Raw genomic sequence first — 18145 nt, forward strand, 5'->3', positions numbered from 1 at the left:
ACTAAATTTTGCTTGTTGTTGTTTTTCCATTTACAAGTCTAGAAATTTGTAACGGATTTTCATTTTTTAATTCGTCTGGCAATAAATTATTTGGCCAATTTTGGAAACTAAATGGACGTACCCACCTGTTGATGGAATGAATTCCCACTGCCGTAAATCGGCTATCTGTTGATGCTGGATAAGGCCCTCCATGAACCATAGCTGGGCAAACTTCTACGCCAGTTGGAACACCATTGTAAATAATACGTCCAACACGATTTTGTAATGCATTAATTACATTTGAGTATTTGTCTGCTTCTTCGTTTTCAGCTATCACGGTTCCCGTAAGTTGACCCTCCAAATTTGAAATAATTTGTTCCAATTCTTTGACATCTTTACACTGCACTACCATAGAATACGGCCCAAAAACTTCATGATGTAAAGTCGTATTCTCTAAAAAGGTTTTGCCTTCAACAGTTGTTATTGCCTGTCTTGCATAATTATCTTTAACATCTGCATCATGAATTGCAACAACAGTCAACTCGGCTTGTGAAAGTGCCTTTGACCTATTGTTTTCGTAAGCACCAATTATACTTGGATGCAACATACATGTTGGTTCGATTTTTACAATTTCGTCTGACAATTCTTTAATAAAATTAGAGAGCGTTTCGCCTTTTATTCCTAACAATAATCCAGGATTGGTGCAAAACTGTCCAGTACTTAAAGTAATAGAAGATGCATATGTTTTGGCAAGACTTTTACTTCTGTTTTTTAAGGCTTCTGGGAGTATTACAACAGGATTGATACTTCCCATTTCGGCAAAAACTGGAATAGGTTCTTCACGTTGAGAAGCCAGATCATATAAAGCTCTGCCTCCTCTTATACTTCCAGTAAATCCAACAGCCTTTACACCAGAATGTTTAACTAACTGAACACCAACTTCAATACCACTGCTATTTAAGTTCGAAAATACACCATTTGGCATACCTGTTTTTTCAGCTGCTTTTATAACTGCAGATGCAACCAATTCTCCAGTTCCAGCGTGCATAGGATGTGATTTTACTATCACAGGACAGCCGGCAGCTAATGCGGCAGCGGTATCTCCACCAGCAGTTGAATATGCAAGAGGAAAATTGCTAGCTCCAAAAACCACAATTGGACCTAACGGAATAAGCATTTTTCTTAAATCTGGTTTGGGTACTGGAGTTCTATCTAGTTGCGCAGTATCGATTGTAGCATCTACCCAAGAACCTTCTGAAACTAATTCGGCAAAACTTCTTAACTGAAAAATTGTTCTACCTCGTTCTCCTTTTGCTCTTCCTTCAGGTAATCCTGATTCTGAACAATAGGTTTGAATCAATATATCATCTAAAGCTATAATCTCATCTGCTATTGCATTGAGAAATTCTGCCTTTTTCTTTCCAGAAATTGTTCCAAAAGTCATAAAAGCATTCGAAGCCAACGATACTGCTGTGTCTATTTCCTCTGAAGAAGCTTCAAAAAAAACGTGTTGGTTTTCAATATTCAATTGTGGATTGAACGTTTTAAATGTTTTAGAACCATTTGCTGATAGCTCACTCCCTGTATAATTCTTCCCTGTAATCATTTTAAATTAACTTTTTTTAAATGTGCTTCTAAATTAATTGGTTTATAAACAATATTCGTAGAAACTGGATATTTATTCAATAAATCTTTTGGTCTTATTGGTCTTTTTTCAAAACCTCCTCCACAATTTGGGCAAACATGATGCAAAATAGTCTCTACACAATGCTTACAATATGTACATTCGAAAGTACAAATCATTGCCTCTTCGGAATCAAAAGGTAACGGTTTATTACAATTTTCGCATGTTGGTCTTATTTCTAGCATTATTTGTTCTAAACTAAAACCTTCAAGTTTTTATAGTCAGACAAAACTGGTCTTGTTCTTAAAGCTGTTTCAATAACATTAATAACATGTTCACGCTCTCTACCATGTAACGGTAATCTAGGTGCACGAACATTTTCTGTTCCAATTCCTGTGTAGGTTTCAGCCAATTTAATATTCTGCACTAATTTAGGGTTAATATCTAACTCTAACAATGGTAAAAACCAACGGTAGATTTCTAAAGCTTCTTTAATTTTTCCAGCTTTTTGAAGTTCGTAAATGGCTACCGTTTCTGCTGGAAAAGCACAAACAAGTCCTGCAATCCATCCATCGGCTCCCATTAGTAAGCTTTCTAATGCTACAGTATCTACACCTGTCATTATTTTCAAGCGATCGCCAAATCGGTTTATAATGCGAGTTACATTTGAAACATCTCTTGTTGATTCTTTTACTGCTTCGATATTACTGCATTCTAAAAGTTCTTCAAACATATCGAGAGTTACTTCTATTTTATAATCTACTGGATTATTATATATCATTATTGGTAAAGATGTACTATTGGCAACAGCCTTGAAATATTCAATAGTCTCTCTATCTCCAGCTTTATATCTCATTGGTGGTAACATCATCAAACCTTTTGCACCATCATCTTCTGCTTGTTGTGCAGCTTTGATTGCCCCTTTTGTAGATTGCTCTGCAATGTTCATTAATACTGGAACTTGACCTTTAACAATTTCTATTGTTGAACGCGTTAAAGTTCGCTTTTCATCTTCTAATAATGTACTAGCTTCACCCAAAGTTCCGCCTAAAACTATACCATGCACTCCAGCCTCTAATTGTGCATTAATATTGGTTTCAAACATTTTTAGATCTAACTCATCCTTATCATTAAATTTTGTTGTAACAGCTGGCATTACGCCTTCCCATTTAAAGCTCATAATATTTGTTTTTTTAGTTATTCAAAATTATTAATTCATAAAGCAAATAATAATAGTCATTTATTCAATATTGATACTATATTATCTTATTTTTGTAATTATATATATATTATTGAATATTATAATACCATGAAAGTACTTCCATTTAAAATACCAAAACCAGAACAAGATGCTTTGGTTTATCAGGAAGATATGGATTCTATTTTCTATGACAAGCTACATCAACACGAAGAGATTCAGATTAGTTACATTCTTGAAGGTCAAGGAACTTTAATTGTTGGTGATACCATTAATTATTTTAAATCCAATGATATTATTGTAATTGGTAGCAATTTACCTCACGTTTTTAAAAGCGATGAAAGGGCTTCATTATCCTCAAAAATGATTAGTCTTTTCTTTACTAAAACATCTTTTGGAAATCATTTTTTTGAACTAGAGGAATTAAATACTCTATCTAAATTTTTTAATAGAGCAAAACTAGGTTTTGCAGCAACATCATCTAAAAACAGTATTTCTGAATTATTTTTGAGCTTAAAAACAGCTTCAAAATTTGAACGCTTTTTAATTTTGCTGCAACTCATTAAATTATTGTCTTACTGTAATTACATTAGTCTTTCTTCTTTTATAAATGAAAAAAAATACACTGAAGTAGAGGGAAAACGAATGCAAAATGTTTTTGAATATACAATGAGTCATTTTACAGAAGATATTACTTTGAGCAAAATATCGAACATTGCTAATATGACAAAGAATGCGTTTTGTAAATATTTTAAAAGACGTACAAATAAAACATATTTTAAATTTTTGAATGAATTAAGAGTTGAACATGCCAGTAACCTTTTGTTGTCTGTGAACGATTTCTCTGTTGCAGAAATAGCATATCAGTCTGGATTTAATAACATTTCTAATTTTAATAGACTATTTAAATCAATTAAAAAGGAATCGCCTTCTATGTTTAGAAAATCAAATTTTAGGTTATGAAAAGAGAAAGACTCATTATCATATACACAATATGTGTTTTAATAACTGTTTACGGATTAGTTTCAGGTAAATTTTTGTTTTTACTTTTTGTATTGCCATTAGGCTTTGGGTTTTTTAATAAAAACAAAAAAGACAACTAATTAGGATTTTTTTATAAATTTTGTGACAATCACAATATTCTGTCCATCAACTTTTCCTTCTATATATTCCGAATTTTCATGATCTAGACGAATGTTTCTAACAGCTGTACCTTGTTTGGCAACTATACTGGAACCTTTTACTTTTAAATCTTTAATTAGCACAACAGAATCTCCAGCTTGTAAAACTACACCATTTACATCTCTATGAATAACTTTATCTGCTACGTCTTCATGCTCTCCAGTTGCTCTTGCCAATGCCAAAGCTTCATCATTTAGATACATCATATCTAACAAGTCTTTTGGCCAACCTTCTCTACGAATCCTTTGCAACATTCTCCAAGCCAATATTTGAACTGCAATATGCTCACTCCACATACTATCGTTTAAACATCGCCAATGATTTGGATTCATTTCAGAGTTTCCTTCTATCTGATCCAAGCAGATATTACAAACCAATAAACTATTATCAACATTTTCATTTAATGATGGTGGTACAATATATTGTTTTAAATCTTTATTAGAAGAACATAATTCACACGAATTATTACTTCTATCTTGTAAGGTTTGTAAGACACTCATCAAATTAAATATTTATGCTGCGAAAATACTGTATTGTAAATAAAAAAGGATGCCATCTGGCATCCTTTTAATAAACTTTTTAGACTTTACTTATTTTGAAAGTTCAAGGACATGTGTATAGATTCGGTCTCCATGTACTCCTGTATAATATTTTCCAGCCTTTTTACCGTAAGCTTTTCTTGCTTCTTCAGTATCCCAATGCGCTCTAAATAATTCGCCATTTCGATCAAACATTTTTTCCATATCACTCATAGATTCAAAGAAAAAAGCTTCTCCATATTCTGTTCTGTCTGCTCCATAAGCATGAGCAAAAGGAAAATATGCTTTTATATACTCATTTTTATGAACTACATTTTCTAAATACTCATCTCTTGTTTCTTTAAACTCTGCATTGGTACCATCTTCTGGAAAAGCAAAATGATTAGTTCTCCAATATAGTATCATATCTTTTGTAGGTGCTTCAGAAAAACCTTTAGTGCCAGACATTACAGCATAAATTTCATCGGAATGCTCATTGGCATAATAGGCATTTCTTTTTTTGAAATAAGCGCTTCTTTCATCAGCATCTTGCCAAGCTTCTTGAGCTAATTCGCCGTTTCTAGTTGCTGCTTTATCGATATCGTCCCAAGATGCATAAACTCCCACTACAATTAATTCTGAATTGTCTGGAGACATGCGATGCATATAAACACCATATCCCATTATATGCTCATTTTTCATGGTGACTTTATCTAAATATTCTTTTTCGACAGCAATCCATGTATCCTTGTCAAAATCTTCGTAATCCATATTCCAATGCATGGTAGTTACAGTATAATACTCTGGTACCGCTTGTGCTGCATCTTGTGCTAAAACTAGATTAACATTAAATAAGAATAGCATAATTAATGTAGTAATAAATCGATTGGTTGTTTTCATAATGTGTTGAATTTAGTTATTTAAATGTTTAATTAGATACTAGTTAAAGGATTAGGGGAATCTTAACATTGCTATTAATTAATGATTCGAGGAAAGATAATTACTTGCAATCTCAAATGTACAAAAAAAACAAAGTAGTTTCATGAAAAGTGAGAATTTTCAGCAAAATCATATAAATTGTGATAAAAAAAAGGAAGTCGATTGACTTCCCTTTTTTTGTAATCTAAATAAAATTAAATCTATAAATTTATACTAGTATAAACATAATCACTGTGTACACCTTTAAAATATTTACCCATAGCCTTTCCTTCTTCTTCAGTCATAGCATCTTTTCCTAATTCTCCATTTTTATCAAACATTCCACTTAAATCATTTAAAGATTCTATAACAAAAACTTCCATGAAATCTCTCCTATCATCGCCCCATGCATGCAGACTTGGATAATATGCTTTTATCAGATCATTTTTCTTATACACATTTTCAACTTGTTTCATACGAAGCTCATTAAATTCTTTATTAGAACCATCATCAGGATAAGCCATTTTATTCTTACGAATATAAACTACCATATTTTTATCTGCTGGAGCTGCTGGAAGTTTTGCTCCTGCCATAGTAGCAAATATTTCGTCAGAATGGTAATCAGAAAAATATGCAGCCTGCTTATCTAAAAAAGCATTTCTTTCGGCTTCATCTGGCCAAGCCTCTTTTTCAAGTTCACTGTTTCTTGCAGCCGCTTTTTCAATATCTTCCCAAGTTGGATAGGTTTGAACATAAATAACCTCTCTACTATTATCAGTTAAAAGATGTGTGAGATAAGTAGAAGATCTAATATGTTCATTCTTTTTAGTCACCTTTTCCTTGTACTCTTTTTCAGCTGCTACCCATTCTTCATTAGTTCCTTCATTATCCAAATTCCAATACATCGTGGTCATTGTAAAATATGCCGGACGTTGGTCTTCTTGAGAAAAAGAATTTGTGCTAAACAATAATAGCATTGTAAATGCTGCAATAAATAATCGATTAGTTGTTTTCATAATTAGTTAAAAAATTAAGTTAGTATAATGATTAATAATATTATTCTCAATAAAAGATTTTAGGGAATCTTTTGATTTTGCTTTAAATGTAAGAATTGGGGAGAATAATGATTGATGAATTCAAATATACAAAAAATAATATCACTTTGTAAGAATTTTCTATAATTCTAATGTGTCTCTTAATTTCTTGGGCATTGCTTTTATTACCATTTCATAAGAATGGTCCATAAGTTCTAAAATAAGTTTAGGAGATAATTCAGATTTATAAATTGCAATAGTATTCCAGTGTTTATTACTAACATACGGTCCTGGATAAACACTTTCATATTGCTCCCTTAACTGAATGGTATATTCAGGATCACATTTTAAGGTAATTGAAGCTTCACCTTTATCCCATTTATCTAAAGGAGCAATAACAAACATCTTGCCTAATACTTTAAAGACAAGCGTATGTTTGTCAAAAGGAAATTCTTCTGTTGTTGCTTTTTTCTTTAAACAGTAATTTCGAAGTTCTTCTATATTCATTCTGAAATTTCAAATAAAATAGGCTTACTTGGTGAGGCGTCATTTTCAAAAGGTGCTATTTGGAGGTTTAAAAAATAAGTGCCGTCTTTTACAGAGTTCGGGACGTAAATGAATTCTGTAATAGTAGCATCCAACCTTAATTTCCCATTAGTGTTCCAAAATGCATTATGAGATAACAATTGACATTCGTCTCTTTCTTTATCTACACTCGGTAAATCTATAAGTAAATGTTTGATATCTTTGTTTCGCAAATAGATCGCAGCTTCTTCTAATAAATATGGTGGATTAGTATGCGAATACTGTTTGGTTAATTTTTCTAATGTATTTGGTATTGAACGTAAAACAATAGCGTCTCTTTTTTTGTTTCCCATTGCAAATTGAATTTGCTTTTTAGAAATGACAAAATCGCCATTGAGTTTTTCTGGTGCAACAGTAATTACTTCAGTTAAAAAGAAGAATTGTTTTAAATTTTGATTTATAGAATGAACTTTTTCTGTAATATGTCCTGCACATTCTGTGTGTGTCCCATGAGCATGTGGATTGAAAGAAATAGTATTAAAATTGACGCAAGCTCCATGCTCAACACTTACTATATCACCATCAATTTCTACAGGTTCAATTTTTGGTTCATCAACATACCATGCATTAACATTGCTTTTTGAAGCTCTTAATGGAATCGATATGTCTAAAGGTTTTGATAAATCTATTGTATATTTTTTCGAATTGTATTGTATTGTAGCTATCATCTCTCAAAGATACTAAATCATAAATAGTGAAGATGCAATACCATCTGCTAAAAACTTTCCTTTTTTGGTAAGTTGTAAACTATTGTTTAAATAATTAATCAAATTATTATCTATATGCGGTTGTACATTCTTTAACAAGAAATCTAAATAGTTACTTCCAAATTCTTTCTCCGTGGTTTCAATAGAAATTCCCCAAATAGTTCTTATTGATGTCATAATGTATTCGTTATAAATATCGTTTTGTGAAAGGGTTTCTCTTGTGCTTGGCAATTCGTTATTTTGAATTGCTCTCATGTATTTTATATTGTTTGAAATATTCCAACTTCTAGAATTTCCATTATATGAATGTGCTGAAGGACCAATGCCTAAATACAATTTCCCTAGCCAATAAGAAGTGTTATGTTTAGAAAAATAATCAGGTTTTCCAAAGTTTGATATCTCATATTGAACAAACCCTCGTTTTTCTGTTTCTTCAATTAGGTGATTAAAATGTTGTAATGTCAAAGCTTCATCAATTGGAGGATATGTTCCTTTTTTAATAAAAGAATGTAAAGCTGTTTTAGGTTCAACTGTTAGCGCATAACTCGAAATATGATTGATTCCAAAACTAAAAGCAGTTTGTAGGTTATCATGCCATTTTTCAAGGGTCATATTCGGAATTCCATAGATTAAATCAATTGTAATATTATCAAAGTAGTTAGTTGCTACAGACAAGCAATCATTTGCTTCGTTTGAATTATGAGCGCGATTCATACTTTCTAAATCATCATCAAAAAAAGATTGAATACCTATACTTAAACGGTTTATTTGTGTTTGTTTTAATTTGTTGATTTGTTGATTGGTTAAATCGTCCGGGTTGGCTTCCAAAGTGATTTCTGGATTTTCTGAAACAGTATAGTTATTATTAATGGTGCTGATTAGCAAATTCAATTCTCTTTCAGATAATAAACTTGGAGTGCCTCCACCAAAATAGATAGTTTCAACAGTCTCATTAATCTCATCTTTTCGCAACTGTAACTCGTGGACTAAAGCTTGTACGAGTTCATCTTTTTTCTTCATTGAAGTAGAAAAATGAAAATCACAATAATAACATGCTTGTTTACAAAAAGGAATATGGATGTAGATACCACTCATCTTAATTTGCCATAGATCTAACCAATTTTATCTTCATTCTGCTTTACAAATGCACTCCAACCAGAATAACTTTTACCAACTGTTACTTTACCAGAGTTATAAAAATGGCAGACTGCTGCTGCAAGTCCATCTGTGGCGTCAAGGTTTTTTGGTAAAGTTTTTAAATCTAATAATGTTTGTAGCATTTTTGCAACTTGCTCTTTACTGGCGTTACCATTTCCTGTAATAGCCATTTTAATCTTTTTTGGCAAATATTCTGTAATTGGAATTTGTCTAGACAAGCCTGCAGCCATTGCAACACCTTGTGCTCTTCCTAGTTTTAGCATACTCTGAACATTCTTCCCATAAAAAGGAGCTTCAATGGCAATTTCATCTGGATGGTGTGTATCTATAAGTTCAATAGTTCTTTCAAAAATAAGTTTAAGTTTTAAGTAATGGTCATGATATTTTTTCAAGTCCAACTCATTGAGCTGCATAAATTGCATGCTTTTGTTTACAACTCTAATAAGACCAAAACCCATTATGGTTGTTCCTGGATCTATTCCTAAAATTATTTTGTCTTTATTCATTAATCACAAAATTGGCAACCACTTAAAGAAAATGACAGACCAATAGTTACAGTAAGTAAATCGCCATTAAAAGAACCATAACCATCTGTTATTGGATCAAAATCTTTACTAAATCCTAAAATGTAAGATGTGTCAAGATACAGAGAAAATGTTTCAGAAATACCATAATGAAACTCTACTCCTGCCATGACGTTAAAAAATGATACTTTATTATCAGAATAACCACTCAATGGCTTTACAAAACTCATGCCTGGTCCAGCATGAGCAATAATGCCAATTCTATTTGGTGTAAATGTTAAGGCTCTATTAGCATCATAGACTAATTGTGCATTTACCCTTGAGTAATTTAATTTAAATTCTGGTGAATTGTCTGCACTTTTAATTCTATTATATCCATAATCTAATTTTGCGCCAAACTGATTACTAAACATATTCTGAACTCCAAGATTAATAGTTGGTAAATTGAGTGAGTTAGCTTCAAAATCTTCTACAAAACCATTACTTGATGGAAAGTTAGCACCAAATGCAATTTGCCCTTTCCAAATGCTAGTTTGACTTTGAGAAAACCCTGATAATGCTAATGAAACAAAACCCAGAAAAAGAATATAGTGTTTTAGTGTTAAGTTCATATTATAAATTAGTTTAATTTGTGGCTATGTTTTTTTCATTGTCTTACAAATCTAAACAATTCTTTTTTGTTATAATTAAGTTGAGCATTGTAGTTGGTGCATGTTATTTTATTTATAAAAAATTAGCAGATAATCCTGATTTAAGATTTAATGATTTTTATCAATTTTTAACCGAAAATGATGTCTTTTCGTTAAAAAATATATTTTTTTTACTGTTTTTGACCATTTTTAATTGGTTTTTTGAAATATTAAAATGGCAGAAATTGGTGTCTTTAATTACTAAAATTCGTTTTAAAATTGCTCTAGAACAAAGTTTAGGTGCTCTTACCGCATCACTTTTTACTCCGAATAGAATTGGAGAATATGGTGCTAAAGTCGTTTACTATGTTTCAACGTATAGAAAAAAGATTGTCTTATTAAATTTGTTGGGCAACATAGCTCAAATGAGTGTAACTCTTATTCTGGGAATTATTGGAATATCTTGTTTTGTAATAACTTATGATGTAAATCTTGATTATTTAAAACTTATACGCTTTTTTATTATTCTTCTGCTAATTGTTAGTTTCATTGGTTTTGGAATAAAAAAAAGCAACATAACCATTAAAGGTTATTCTATTGACAAAGTTTTTAAATTCATAAAAGATCTACCATTTAAAACAATCTTAATCACGTTCTTATTTTCGTTATTGCGTTATTTAATTTTTTCATTTCAGTTTTATTATTTTCTTATCATTTTTGGAATAAATATTAGTTATTTTGACGCAATGATTGTCATTACGTCAATGTATTTGTTAACTTCAATAATTCCTTCAATTTTTATATTTGATGTCGTTATAAAAGGAAGTGTTGGTGTATTTCTGTTTTCAATAATTGGTGTAAATGAACTCACTATTTTAAACATTATAACATTAATGTGGTTATTAAATTTTGTGCTACCAAGTCTATTTGGAAGTTATTATGTGCTCAATTTCAATCTGCCTGAAGAAGATATAGAATGATTATTTGGTTAGGTATAATTGTTACTTTATCCTATCTAATAATCATTGGAGCTTTAGTATATGGACTAAATAAAGTGAAGGATTTTCAACTTGAAAATATATTACCAAAAACTCGTTTTTCAGTTGTTATTCCTTTTAGAAATGAGGCTCTTAATTTGCCTAGTTTGTTAAAATCTGTAATAGATTTACAATATCCTAAAGATCTATTTGAAATAATTTTCATTGATGATGAATCTACAGATAACTCCATTGAAATCATCAATTCTTTTAACGCTTCAGAAGAATTAAATGCAATCGTAATCAAAAATAAACGCAATACCAATTCACCAAAAAAGGATGCTATTACAAAAGCTGTATCAGTCGCCAAAAATAAGTGGATAATTACAACAGATGCAGATTGTATATTACCAAAATATTGGTTAGACTGTTTTGATGAATTCATTCAAAAAACAAATGCAAAATGTATAGTTGCTCCTGTAATTTATGAAGCTAATAACACATTGCTTGAGAAATTTCAATTACTTAATATATTGAGTCTTCAAGGCACAACAATTGGAAGCTTTGGAATTGACAAACCTTTTTTATGCAATGGTGCAAATTTTGCATATACAAAACAATTATTTATTGAACTTAATGGCTTTCATGGAAATTCTACTATTGCGAGTGGTGATGATATTTTCTTTTTGGAAAAAGCTCTGAAAAAACACAAAAATCATGTCAAATATCTCAAATGTCATCAAGCCATTGTAGCTACAAAGCCAGAACTAAACTGGTCTGATCTAATCTCTCAAAACATTAGATGGGCAACTAAAACCAGTGCATATTCTATTTGGTTAGGAAAATTTATTGGTATTTTAGTTTTATTGATGAATGCGCAGATTGTTATATTCCTAATTTTATCAATAATCAATATTGTTAGCCTAAAAGCCTTCTTTTGGATACTAATTTTGAAATTTGGTATTGATTTTCATTTTATCTCTAGAACATCTGTTTTTTTTAATCAAAAAAGAATTTTAAAAAGCTTTCCATTAAGTTTTTTAATCTACCCTTTCTTTAGCGTTTATGTTGCTTTTTTGTCTGTATTTAAAGACTATAAGTGGAAAGGAAGAACATTCAAGAAATAGTTCATCTCATTTATTTTTTTTAGATTTACATAAGTCAAAGCCTAAATCAAAATGAAAAAACTTGCCCTAACATTTTTACTTTTTTTGTGCTTTTCTTCACTTATAGCACAAAACACCTACACTATTAATAATGAAACCCTTGTTTTAAAAACTGAAGTTGAAGGTAAGATAGATTTGTTGTGGAATATTATAGACCAAAAATATCGCTATTTTGTTAGGACTGAAGATGGAAGAATTGAAGAGCTAACCAATACTAAAGGCGAAGACAACAAATTTAAAGAAGAATATAAAGTTACATTGCAATCCTTAACCCAAGGCACCAATGTTTCTATTGAAGATACAAATCTTACGCTTACAAGTTTAAAACAGTTCTTTAAAGATTATAATTCTGCTGTAACTAGTATAAATTATTCTTCAGATAAAATTAAAATTGCTGCACGTTTAGGTTTTTTTGCAGGTTTAACAAATCAGCCTTTTATTGAAAATATTGAAAACATTTCGGCGCCATACTTTGGTGCTGAATTAGAGTTTTTTGAAGAAAGTACAATGCCCAGACATACTGGATTTTTGAGTTTAGATCATTCTTTAGAAAGTGATGATTTTAAATATACTGCCACACAATTTGCTTTGGGTTATAGATTTAGGTTCATTAATAATCCAAAATTTAATATTTATGCTAATGCAAAGCTGGTAACATTTACAATCTTTGACTCAAATATCGTTTATGAAGATGAAGACAATCCAGGAACTTTTTTAACTGAAGATAATTCTGGATCAAACATAGACACTCCTTTTATTTTTGGTTTTGGTGCTGATATTAAAATTAATCAGAACAGTTTTTTAACGATTACTTATCAAGACATTTTTGCTTTATTTATTGAAAGCCAAGGAAACTTCCCAATAGATTTTGCTATTGGATATAAATTTAATCTGTAGTGAAATTATTGAACAAAACCTCTAATCCAGCTTTTACTAACTACTTTTTTGAAAATGATAATTTCTCATCAAGAAAAATGTCTGTTTCAGGTATTATGTTGAAATCTTTAATTTCTATTATGGTTGTTGCGGCCATAACTGTTGGTATTTGGAAACTATACTCAAATGGGATTAATGTAAGATGGTTTACTTTGGGTGGAATGATTTCTGCCATAATAATCAGTATAGTTATTTCCGTTAGGCAACATTGGGCACATATTCTTGTACCTATGTATGTTTTGGCAAAAGGATGCTTTCTAGGTGGTATTACGGCTTATGCACATGCTAAATTTCCAGAGTTGCCTTATCAAGCTATTGGAGTTACCATAATTACATTTTTTGTGATGTTAGTTTTGTATCAAACTCGAATAATAGTAGTCACCAAAAAATTTAAAAGCGTAGTTATTACAGCTGTAGCAAGTATTTTTGTGGTATATATTGTTTCTTGGATTTTAAGCTTTTTTGGAATTAAATCTTTTGTATGGGGAACATCTTGGTTTGCCATAATCTTCAATATTGTGGCCATTATTTTTGCTTCGCTTTCCTTACTTCTTGATTTTGATTTTATCGAACGCCATAAAAATAAATCTCCAAAATATAAAGAATGGATTGCAACTTGGGGCCTTTTAGTTACAATAATCTGGTTGTATGTTGAAATATTAAGACTAATGCGAAAGTTTGCAATCAGGTTTTAATTTACGTTAATAACTATTGGTAACATAAACTCTGTTTTCACCTTTTGACTTCGTTTTATAGCTGGAAAAATTTCTGGCAAAGAATCCAGGCTACTTATTAAGATGTCTTCAATGTTTGGTATTTCTTGAGATGTTATAGAATCTGTTTTAATTTTTAAAACCGAAAGTTCTCCTTTTTCAGATATTTGAAATTTAATGTAGATAGTGTCCTCAATATCTTGTGTAACAATGATATTTTCTGTCATTAATTGTGTAGTTATTGCCTTTGTTATTGTACTTTCAAAACATTGTTTTGTTTCAAGTTTGGAGTTTGAATTCTCGCAGATGGAAAAGGTTGGATACTCGTCAACTTCATTCCATTTAAAAGACTGCAATTCTTCCTCTAAAATAAAATCTGAAGACGTTTTCTTTACTTTAAAATACTCGCATGATACGAGCAATATAAACATTAGAAAAACAATAATTCTTTGCATAGTCTAAACTGAAGTCGAAAAGTACAATTTTTATCTGAATAGTCTAAAAGCTGAAGTCATCAAAAAATGTAACATTATTTATATATCTTCGTCAGATAAAGTAAAAATCAATGGATATTTTCTTAACAATTATTGCTTTTTTGTTTATGCTTTTGGGCATTATAGGTAGCTTTTTACCAGTGCTTCCTGGTCCATTTACAAGCTGGATTGGTTTACTTATTTTACATTTTACAAATGCAGTCCCAAAAAATTGGACATTTTTAATAATTACCTTAATTATTGCAATCTTAATTTGGTTGATAGACTATATCATTCCAGCAATTGGAACCAAAAAATTTGGCGGTAGTCGTGCTGGAATGTTCGGCACAATCGTTGGCCTTTTGTTTGCTATCTTCTTTCCTATATTAGGCTTCTTTGGTATTATTATTTGGCCATTTATAGGAGCGCTCGCTGGAGAACTTATAAACAAATCTGATTCTAATACCGCAGTGAAAGCCGCTTTTGGATCTCTTATTGGTTTTTTAACCGGAACTTTTTTAAAATTTGTTGTGTCTGTAATTTATTTAGGCTTGTTTATAATGGAAGTTTGGAATTACAAATCTGCTATATTTACTTTCTAAAAGAAAGAAACCTCATGACTTCTCTTAAGATTGAGAAGCCACAAGGTTAGTGTAAATTGCTATTATCAACAAATTTAATGAGGGATTAATCATGTGTACTGTTGATACTTTTCAAATATAGGTTATAGATTTTTCTTTTTGTTACGGAAAAACCGTAAATCAAAATATTTTTTAGAAGTTATTTCTAATATTAAATAAAACCCTTTTTTCTAGCTTCATTTATCAAAGTTTCATCTTCTCCATCTTCAACTACAAAAAGAGATTTGAGTTGCTTTTTTCTTTTTTCAACAGCACTTAAAGACAAATCTAAATGCTCTGCTAAATTTTTAGTCTTCACACCTTGAGAGAGTAAATGCAAAATCTTTCGGTTCTTTTCATCCACATAAATATCACTGGTAATGGTTTTCTTTAAATAACTATTCACAGTTCCACTATAAAAAGGTGGATTATTAAGTACAGCTTGAAATGCACTTGCCAACTCACTAGAAGTTAAGTCACTTTTTATTAAGAACCCATCAGGATCTATAGTTTGTATGATATTATGAATTCTGTAAGATTCATTAAACATAGTAAGAATAACAATTTTAGCCTTCGGAAGTATTGTTCGTGCATGAACAGCCAAATCTTCACCAGAACTCATAGTGCCGTCTGTCGATGGAGGTAAGCTAATATCTACAAACAATACATCATAAGGTCTTGCCGTTTTAAGAGATTTATCCATATAATAAATGGCTTCATCACAATTATTGGCAATATCAATTTCTAGATGCTGATTATCTTTTTTAGTAAAAAGTAATGTGTTTTGATATCCTTCAATAATCATTGGATGATCATCAATCATTAGTATACGAATAGTACCTTCCATCCCTCAATTTATAATTTTGTAGGAAATTGAATTTCGATTTTTGTCCCTACATTTTTTTTAGAATTAATTGCCAACTTGCCATGGATCTCATCAACCCGTGAAGTAATGTTCTTAATGCCAATTCCTTTTTTTGCTTTTTTAACATCAAACCCGGAACCGTCATCAGCAATACTTAAGCAAATTACATTATTTTTTAAAATAAAGCTAACCTTAACTGTATTGGCATTGGCATGTTTGTAAATATTTTGCAAAGATTCTTGTACAATTCTGTAGACGTGGATTTTTGTTTTATTAGGCACTTTATCCCAGTTAATATTTTCTGAAAAGTCTAGTTTATATTTTAATTTATATGCTTTGGTTTGTGTATCTATAAGGGTCTTAACAATATCCATAAACCCAGAACCTCCTATAAAATCCGTGCTTAATTCATGTGATACTTTTCTAATGTCCTGTTCAATATTTTTTAGTTCTTCTATATATTGTCCTCTTGTTTTAACAGCTTCTGGATTAGTATTCATGTTCAAGCTGTCAAGACTTAATCGCGTTCCAAATAATCTGCCCAAAACACCATCGTGTAATTCTTGAGAAATTCTACTTTTTTCTAAAGTTCTAGCTTCTTCAATCTTATCTTGTTGAGAAAGCATCAAATTGTAGATTTCTTCATTAGCCTCTTGCTGTTGTTGAACAAGGCGCAACTCTTTGTTTTTAGCCCGTTGAGTAATAATAATGTACAATAAAAGTAAAGTTACTATAAGCCCTCCTGAAAGAATCATTAGCCACATACGTTCTCTTGCAATTTGAGCGTTTTCTTGCTCAATCTTTTCTGTTTCATATTGAATTCTTGCAAACTTATTTCTTATAGCGCGTTCATTTTTTATCAAACTGTCATTCAATTCTACATAAGCATCATAATATTTTACAGCAATACTGTCGTCTTCAATTTTAGAAAGTAAGAGTAAAGACTCTAATAGTTCGTCTGTATAATTTGGTTCAGAAATTTCTTTGGCTCTGTATGCATAATATTTTGCAGAATCTTTTTTATTTACATCATTATAGTATTCAGCTAAATGTTGATTTATAACAATAGATTTATAATTATCACCTATACTATCACAAATTTTTAATGCTTTTAAGAACAAGTTCGGAAGCTCACTATAATCATTTGATAAGTACAAAGTATGTGCATAGTTATCTAATACTAATGCATAAAAATCTGGATGCTCATTAATTAATTTTTGATTTGCCATTATTTGTAGATAATAATCAATGGCTAAATCATATTGTTCAGAATTCTTATATACATTAGCCAAATTGTTTTTTTGACCTTCAATTATTCTACTATTATCTCCTTTTAATTGTTTATTTAAATCTAATGCTAATAAGTTATATTTTATAGATTCATCAAATTGTTGAAGCTCTTTATACAAAATTGCAAGGTTATTGTAGAAGTATGATTTATACCTTTTAACCTGATCCGTTTCTCTTAATTGATCTAATAAAGTCAAAGCTCTCACAGAAATTAACTCACTTCCAGTATAGTCCTTATTATTTTTTTGAAGTAAGGCAATATCTAGAAGCACTATAGCAGTATTAAGTTTATCCTGCCGATTTGAGTATAGTTTTAATGCCTGATTATCATAATAATATGCACTATCAACTAACTTTTCAAAATAATAATACCCTAAATTTTTATTGATTCTGGCTAAATGAGTAGAATCGTTATTTATTTTAGCTAATTTTAATCCCTTATGATTATATTTTAGAAATAATGTATCATTATTATTCTGTAAATGTAAGTTTGATAAAATGATATATGTTTTGACTAAAAGTGAATCAATTTTATTTAATTCAGCAAGTTCTTTAGCCTTTGTTATATAATTTAGTTTTATTTCAAAATCGTTTACAGTGTTTTTATTTGATTCATTTAAATAAAATTCAATACTATCAACAACTGCTACATTTTCTTGAGAATAAGAAAAGAAAGATAATAAGATTAAAAAAAGAAGTGTTTTCAGTTTCAATTTAATTATTTATAGATAATCTCAAATGTATCTATAATTTTTTGATTTTCTAAAAACACAAAGCCCTTATCTTTCAATAAGGGCAGAAACTGTTATATTTAAAAAATCTATATCTTATCTATGAACTGAATCACCATCAGCATATGTTACTTGCTCAAGATTTGGGTTTATTAATGCATCATCTTCGTTTAAATCTTGTTTTGTACAAGAGCTTAATGCAATAAATAATACGGCTAACATCAATGTAATCTTTAGGGCTTTCATAATTTCAATTTTAAGGTTAAACAACACTTTATCTTTTTTCAATATTAATTTTCAAAATCATGAACTTGCATA

22 protein-coding genes are annotated in these 18145 nt (G+C 30.3%); 7 read left to right on the forward strand and 15 right to left on the reverse strand.

The window, feature by feature from the left end:
* Position 1 precedes the first annotated feature (1 nt).
* The 3 genes from AAFP94_RS01545 to AAFP94_RS01555 are packed head-to-tail and all read right to left on the reverse strand — an operon-like array spanning position 2 to position 2783.
* A complete protein-coding gene (locus tag AAFP94_RS01545; RefSeq protein ID WP_316660955.1) occupies positions 2–1585 on the reverse strand; it encodes an aldehyde dehydrogenase (NADP(+)) in 1584 nt (527 codons plus the stop codon).
* Positions 1582–1848, reverse strand: coding sequence for a DUF1272 domain-containing protein (locus tag AAFP94_RS01550; RefSeq protein ID WP_316660953.1), 267 nt, complete (start codon positions 1846–1848; stop codon positions 1582–1584). The genes AAFP94_RS01545 and AAFP94_RS01550 overlap by 4 nt, the downstream gene beginning before the upstream one ends.
* An 8-nt stretch (positions 1849–1856) precedes the next feature.
* The gene (locus tag AAFP94_RS01555; RefSeq protein WP_316660951.1) at positions 1857–2783 is read right to left on the reverse strand and encodes a dihydrodipicolinate synthase family protein; all 927 of its coding nucleotides are present in this window, start codon (positions 2781–2783) and stop codon (positions 1857–1859) included.
* Between the two features lie 129 nt (positions 2784–2912).
* On the opposite strand from AAFP94_RS01555, the gene AAFP94_RS01560 reads away from it, so the two are divergent.
* Together AAFP94_RS01560 and AAFP94_RS01565 are read left to right on the forward strand one after the other, a co-directional pair.
* A complete protein-coding gene (locus AAFP94_RS01560) occupies positions 2913–3764 on the forward strand; it encodes an AraC family transcriptional regulator (RefSeq protein ID WP_316660950.1) in 852 nt (283 codons plus the stop codon).
* Entirely contained in the window at positions 3761–3904 is a 144-nt protein-coding gene (locus AAFP94_RS01565; RefSeq protein WP_316660948.1) for a hypothetical protein, read from the forward strand. The genes AAFP94_RS01560 and AAFP94_RS01565 overlap by 4 nt, the downstream gene beginning before the upstream one ends.
* Here the strand turns inward: AAFP94_RS01565 and AAFP94_RS01570 are convergent, their stop codons facing one another.
* From AAFP94_RS01570 to AAFP94_RS01605, 8 genes are all read right to left on the reverse strand, one after another.
* On the reverse strand, positions 3905–4483 hold the full coding sequence (locus AAFP94_RS01570) for a PhnA domain-containing protein (RefSeq protein WP_316660946.1): 579 nt from the start codon (positions 4481–4483) through the stop codon (positions 3905–3907).
* A gap of 90 nt (positions 4484–4573) precedes the next feature.
* Entirely contained in the window at positions 4574–5401 is an 828-nt protein-coding gene (locus tag AAFP94_RS01575) for a hypothetical protein (protein ID WP_316660942.1), read from the reverse strand.
* Between the two features lie 239 nt (positions 5402–5640).
* Positions 5641–6435 carry a hypothetical protein gene (locus AAFP94_RS01580; protein WP_316660940.1) on the reverse strand — a complete coding sequence of 265 codons (795 nt, stop codon included), beginning with the start codon at positions 6433–6435 and terminating at the stop codon, positions 5641–5643.
* Positions 6436–6594: 159 nt separating this feature from the next.
* Positions 6595–6960 carry an MmcQ/YjbR family DNA-binding protein gene (locus AAFP94_RS01585; protein ID WP_316660938.1) on the reverse strand — a complete coding sequence of 122 codons (366 nt, stop codon included), beginning with the start codon at positions 6958–6960 and terminating at the stop codon, positions 6595–6597.
* On the reverse strand, positions 6957–7706 hold the full coding sequence (locus AAFP94_RS01590) for a cyclase family protein (RefSeq protein WP_316660936.1): 750 nt from the start codon (positions 7704–7706) through the stop codon (positions 6957–6959). The genes AAFP94_RS01585 and AAFP94_RS01590 overlap by 4 nt, the downstream gene beginning before the upstream one ends.
* 12 nt (positions 7707–7718) lie before the next feature.
* The gene (hemW, locus tag AAFP94_RS01595) at positions 7719–8840 is read right to left on the reverse strand and encodes a radical SAM family heme chaperone HemW (protein WP_316660934.1); all 1122 of its coding nucleotides are present in this window, start codon (positions 8838–8840) and stop codon (positions 7719–7721) included.
* 17 nt (positions 8841–8857) lie between these two features.
* Positions 8858–9409: a crossover junction endodeoxyribonuclease RuvC gene (gene ruvC / locus AAFP94_RS01600; protein ID WP_316660932.1), complete on the reverse strand. Its 552-nt coding sequence runs from the start codon at positions 9407–9409 to the stop codon at positions 8858–8860.
* Positions 9409–10038 carry a cell envelope biogenesis protein OmpA gene (locus AAFP94_RS01605; RefSeq protein WP_316660930.1) on the reverse strand — a complete coding sequence of 210 codons (630 nt, stop codon included), beginning with the start codon at positions 10036–10038 and terminating at the stop codon, positions 9409–9411. The genes ruvC and AAFP94_RS01605 overlap by 1 nt, the downstream gene beginning before the upstream one ends.
* 26 nt (positions 10039–10064) lie before the next feature.
* Between AAFP94_RS01605 and AAFP94_RS01610 the strand changes: the two genes are divergently transcribed.
* Genes AAFP94_RS01610 through AAFP94_RS01625 form a run of 4 tightly spaced genes read left to right on the forward strand, consistent with a single transcriptional unit; the run spans position 10065 to position 13830 of the window.
* Positions 10065–11036: a hypothetical protein gene (locus tag AAFP94_RS01610; protein WP_316660928.1), complete on the forward strand. Its 972-nt coding sequence runs from the start codon at positions 10065–10067 to the stop codon at positions 11034–11036.
* A complete protein-coding gene (locus tag AAFP94_RS01615) occupies positions 11033–12160 on the forward strand; it encodes a glycosyltransferase family 2 protein (protein WP_316660926.1) in 1128 nt (375 codons plus the stop codon). Before AAFP94_RS01610 ends, AAFP94_RS01615 begins: the two co-directional genes overlap by 4 nt.
* Positions 12161–12211: 51 nt before the next feature.
* Positions 12212–13096, forward strand: coding sequence for a hypothetical protein (locus AAFP94_RS01620; protein WP_316660925.1), 885 nt, complete (start codon positions 12212–12214; stop codon positions 13094–13096).
* A complete protein-coding gene (locus AAFP94_RS01625) occupies positions 13096–13830 on the forward strand; it encodes a Bax inhibitor-1/YccA family protein (RefSeq protein WP_316660924.1) in 735 nt (244 codons plus the stop codon). Before AAFP94_RS01620 ends, AAFP94_RS01625 begins: the two co-directional genes overlap by 1 nt.
* On the opposite strand, the gene AAFP94_RS01630 is transcribed toward AAFP94_RS01625, so the two are convergent.
* Positions 13827–14303 carry a hypothetical protein gene (locus AAFP94_RS01630; protein ID WP_316660923.1) on the reverse strand — a complete coding sequence of 159 codons (477 nt, stop codon included), beginning with the start codon at positions 14301–14303 and terminating at the stop codon, positions 13827–13829. The two genes, AAFP94_RS01625 and AAFP94_RS01630, sit on opposite strands and share 4 nt — an antisense overlap.
* Positions 14304–14413: 110 nt before the next feature.
* Here AAFP94_RS01630 and AAFP94_RS01635 point away from each other — a divergent pair, with 110 nt between their 5' ends.
* Entirely contained in the window at positions 14414–14923 is a 510-nt protein-coding gene (locus tag AAFP94_RS01635; RefSeq protein ID WP_316660921.1) for a DUF456 domain-containing protein, read from the forward strand.
* A gap of 190 nt (positions 14924–15113) precedes the next feature.
* Here the strand turns inward: AAFP94_RS01635 and AAFP94_RS01640 are convergent, their stop codons facing one another.
* From AAFP94_RS01640 to AAFP94_RS01650, 3 genes are all read right to left on the reverse strand, one after another.
* Positions 15114–15788 carry a response regulator gene (locus AAFP94_RS01640; protein WP_316660920.1) on the reverse strand — a complete coding sequence of 225 codons (675 nt, stop codon included), beginning with the start codon at positions 15786–15788 and terminating at the stop codon, positions 15114–15116.
* Between the two features lie 8 nt (positions 15789–15796).
* Positions 15797–17809, reverse strand: a complete 2013-nt coding sequence (locus AAFP94_RS01645) for a tetratricopeptide repeat-containing sensor histidine kinase (RefSeq protein ID WP_316660917.1) — start codon at positions 17807–17809, stop codon at positions 15797–15799.
* 114 nt (positions 17810–17923) lie between these two features.
* Positions 17924–18073: a hypothetical protein gene (locus tag AAFP94_RS01650; protein WP_316660915.1), complete on the reverse strand. Its 150-nt coding sequence runs from the start codon at positions 18071–18073 to the stop codon at positions 17924–17926.
* Positions 18074–18145: the final 72 nt, after the last annotated feature.

Origin of the sequence: Gilvirhabdus luticola (genome assembly GCF_040117515.1) — a bacterium.
Taxonomy (GTDB): domain Bacteria; phylum Bacteroidota; class Bacteroidia; order Flavobacteriales; family Flavobacteriaceae; genus Gilvirhabdus; species Gilvirhabdus luticola.

What these genes read in the sequence shown, in the direction of transcription:
- AAFP94_RS01545 (WP_316660955.1), bottom strand. Translation starts at nt 1,585, where the DNA reads ATGATTACAGGGAAGAATTATACAGGGAGTGAGCTATCAGCAAATGGT.
- AAFP94_RS01550 (WP_316660953.1), bottom strand. Translation starts at nt 1,848, where the DNA reads ATGCTAGAAATAAGACCAACATGCGAAAATTGTAATAAACCGTTACCT.
- AAFP94_RS01555 (WP_316660951.1), bottom strand. Translation starts at nt 2,783, where the DNA reads ATGAGCTTTAAATGGGAAGGCGTAATGCCAGCTGTTACAACAAAATTT.
- AAFP94_RS01560 (WP_316660950.1), top strand. Translation starts at nt 2,913, where the DNA reads ATGAAAGTACTTCCATTTAAAATACCAAAACCAGAACAAGATGCTTTG.
- AAFP94_RS01565 (WP_316660948.1), top strand. Translation starts at nt 3,761, where the DNA reads ATGAAAAGAGAAAGACTCATTATCATATACACAATATGTGTTTTAATA.
- AAFP94_RS01570 (WP_316660946.1), bottom strand. Translation starts at nt 4,483, where the DNA reads ATGAGTGTCTTACAAACCTTACAAGATAGAAGTAATAATTCGTGTGAA.
- AAFP94_RS01575 (WP_316660942.1), bottom strand. Translation starts at nt 5,401, where the DNA reads ATGAAAACAACCAATCGATTTATTACTACATTAATTATGCTATTCTTA.
- AAFP94_RS01580 (WP_316660940.1), bottom strand. Translation starts at nt 6,435, where the DNA reads ATGAAAACAACTAATCGATTATTTATTGCAGCATTTACAATGCTATTA.
- AAFP94_RS01585 (WP_316660938.1), bottom strand. Translation starts at nt 6,960, where the DNA reads ATGAATATAGAAGAACTTCGAAATTACTGTTTAAAGAAAAAAGCAACA.
- AAFP94_RS01590 (WP_316660936.1), bottom strand. Translation starts at nt 7,706, where the DNA reads ATGATAGCTACAATACAATACAATTCGAAAAAATATACAATAGATTTA.
- hemW (WP_316660934.1), bottom strand. Translation starts at nt 8,840, where the DNA reads ATGAGTGGTATCTACATCCATATTCCTTTTTGTAAACAAGCATGTTAT.
- ruvC (WP_316660932.1), bottom strand. Translation starts at nt 9,409, where the DNA reads ATGAATAAAGACAAAATAATTTTAGGAATAGATCCAGGAACAACCATA.
- AAFP94_RS01605 (WP_316660930.1), bottom strand. Translation starts at nt 10,038, where the DNA reads ATGAACTTAACACTAAAACACTATATTCTTTTTCTGGGTTTTGTTTCA.
- AAFP94_RS01610 (WP_316660928.1), top strand. Translation starts at nt 10,065, where the DNA reads ATGTTTTTTTCATTGTCTTACAAATCTAAACAATTCTTTTTTGTTATA.
- AAFP94_RS01615 (WP_316660926.1), top strand. Translation starts at nt 11,033, where the DNA reads ATGATTATTTGGTTAGGTATAATTGTTACTTTATCCTATCTAATAATC.
- AAFP94_RS01620 (WP_316660925.1), top strand. Translation starts at nt 12,212, where the DNA reads ATGAAAAAACTTGCCCTAACATTTTTACTTTTTTTGTGCTTTTCTTCA.
- AAFP94_RS01630 (WP_316660923.1), bottom strand. Translation starts at nt 14,303, where the DNA reads ATGCAAAGAATTATTGTTTTTCTAATGTTTATATTGCTCGTATCATGC.
- AAFP94_RS01635 (WP_316660921.1), top strand. Translation starts at nt 14,414, where the DNA reads ATGGATATTTTCTTAACAATTATTGCTTTTTTGTTTATGCTTTTGGGC.
- AAFP94_RS01640 (WP_316660920.1), bottom strand. Translation starts at nt 15,788, where the DNA reads ATGGAAGGTACTATTCGTATACTAATGATTGATGATCATCCAATGATT.
- AAFP94_RS01650 (WP_316660915.1), bottom strand. Translation starts at nt 18,073, where the DNA reads ATGAAAGCCCTAAAGATTACATTGATGTTAGCCGTATTATTTATTGCA.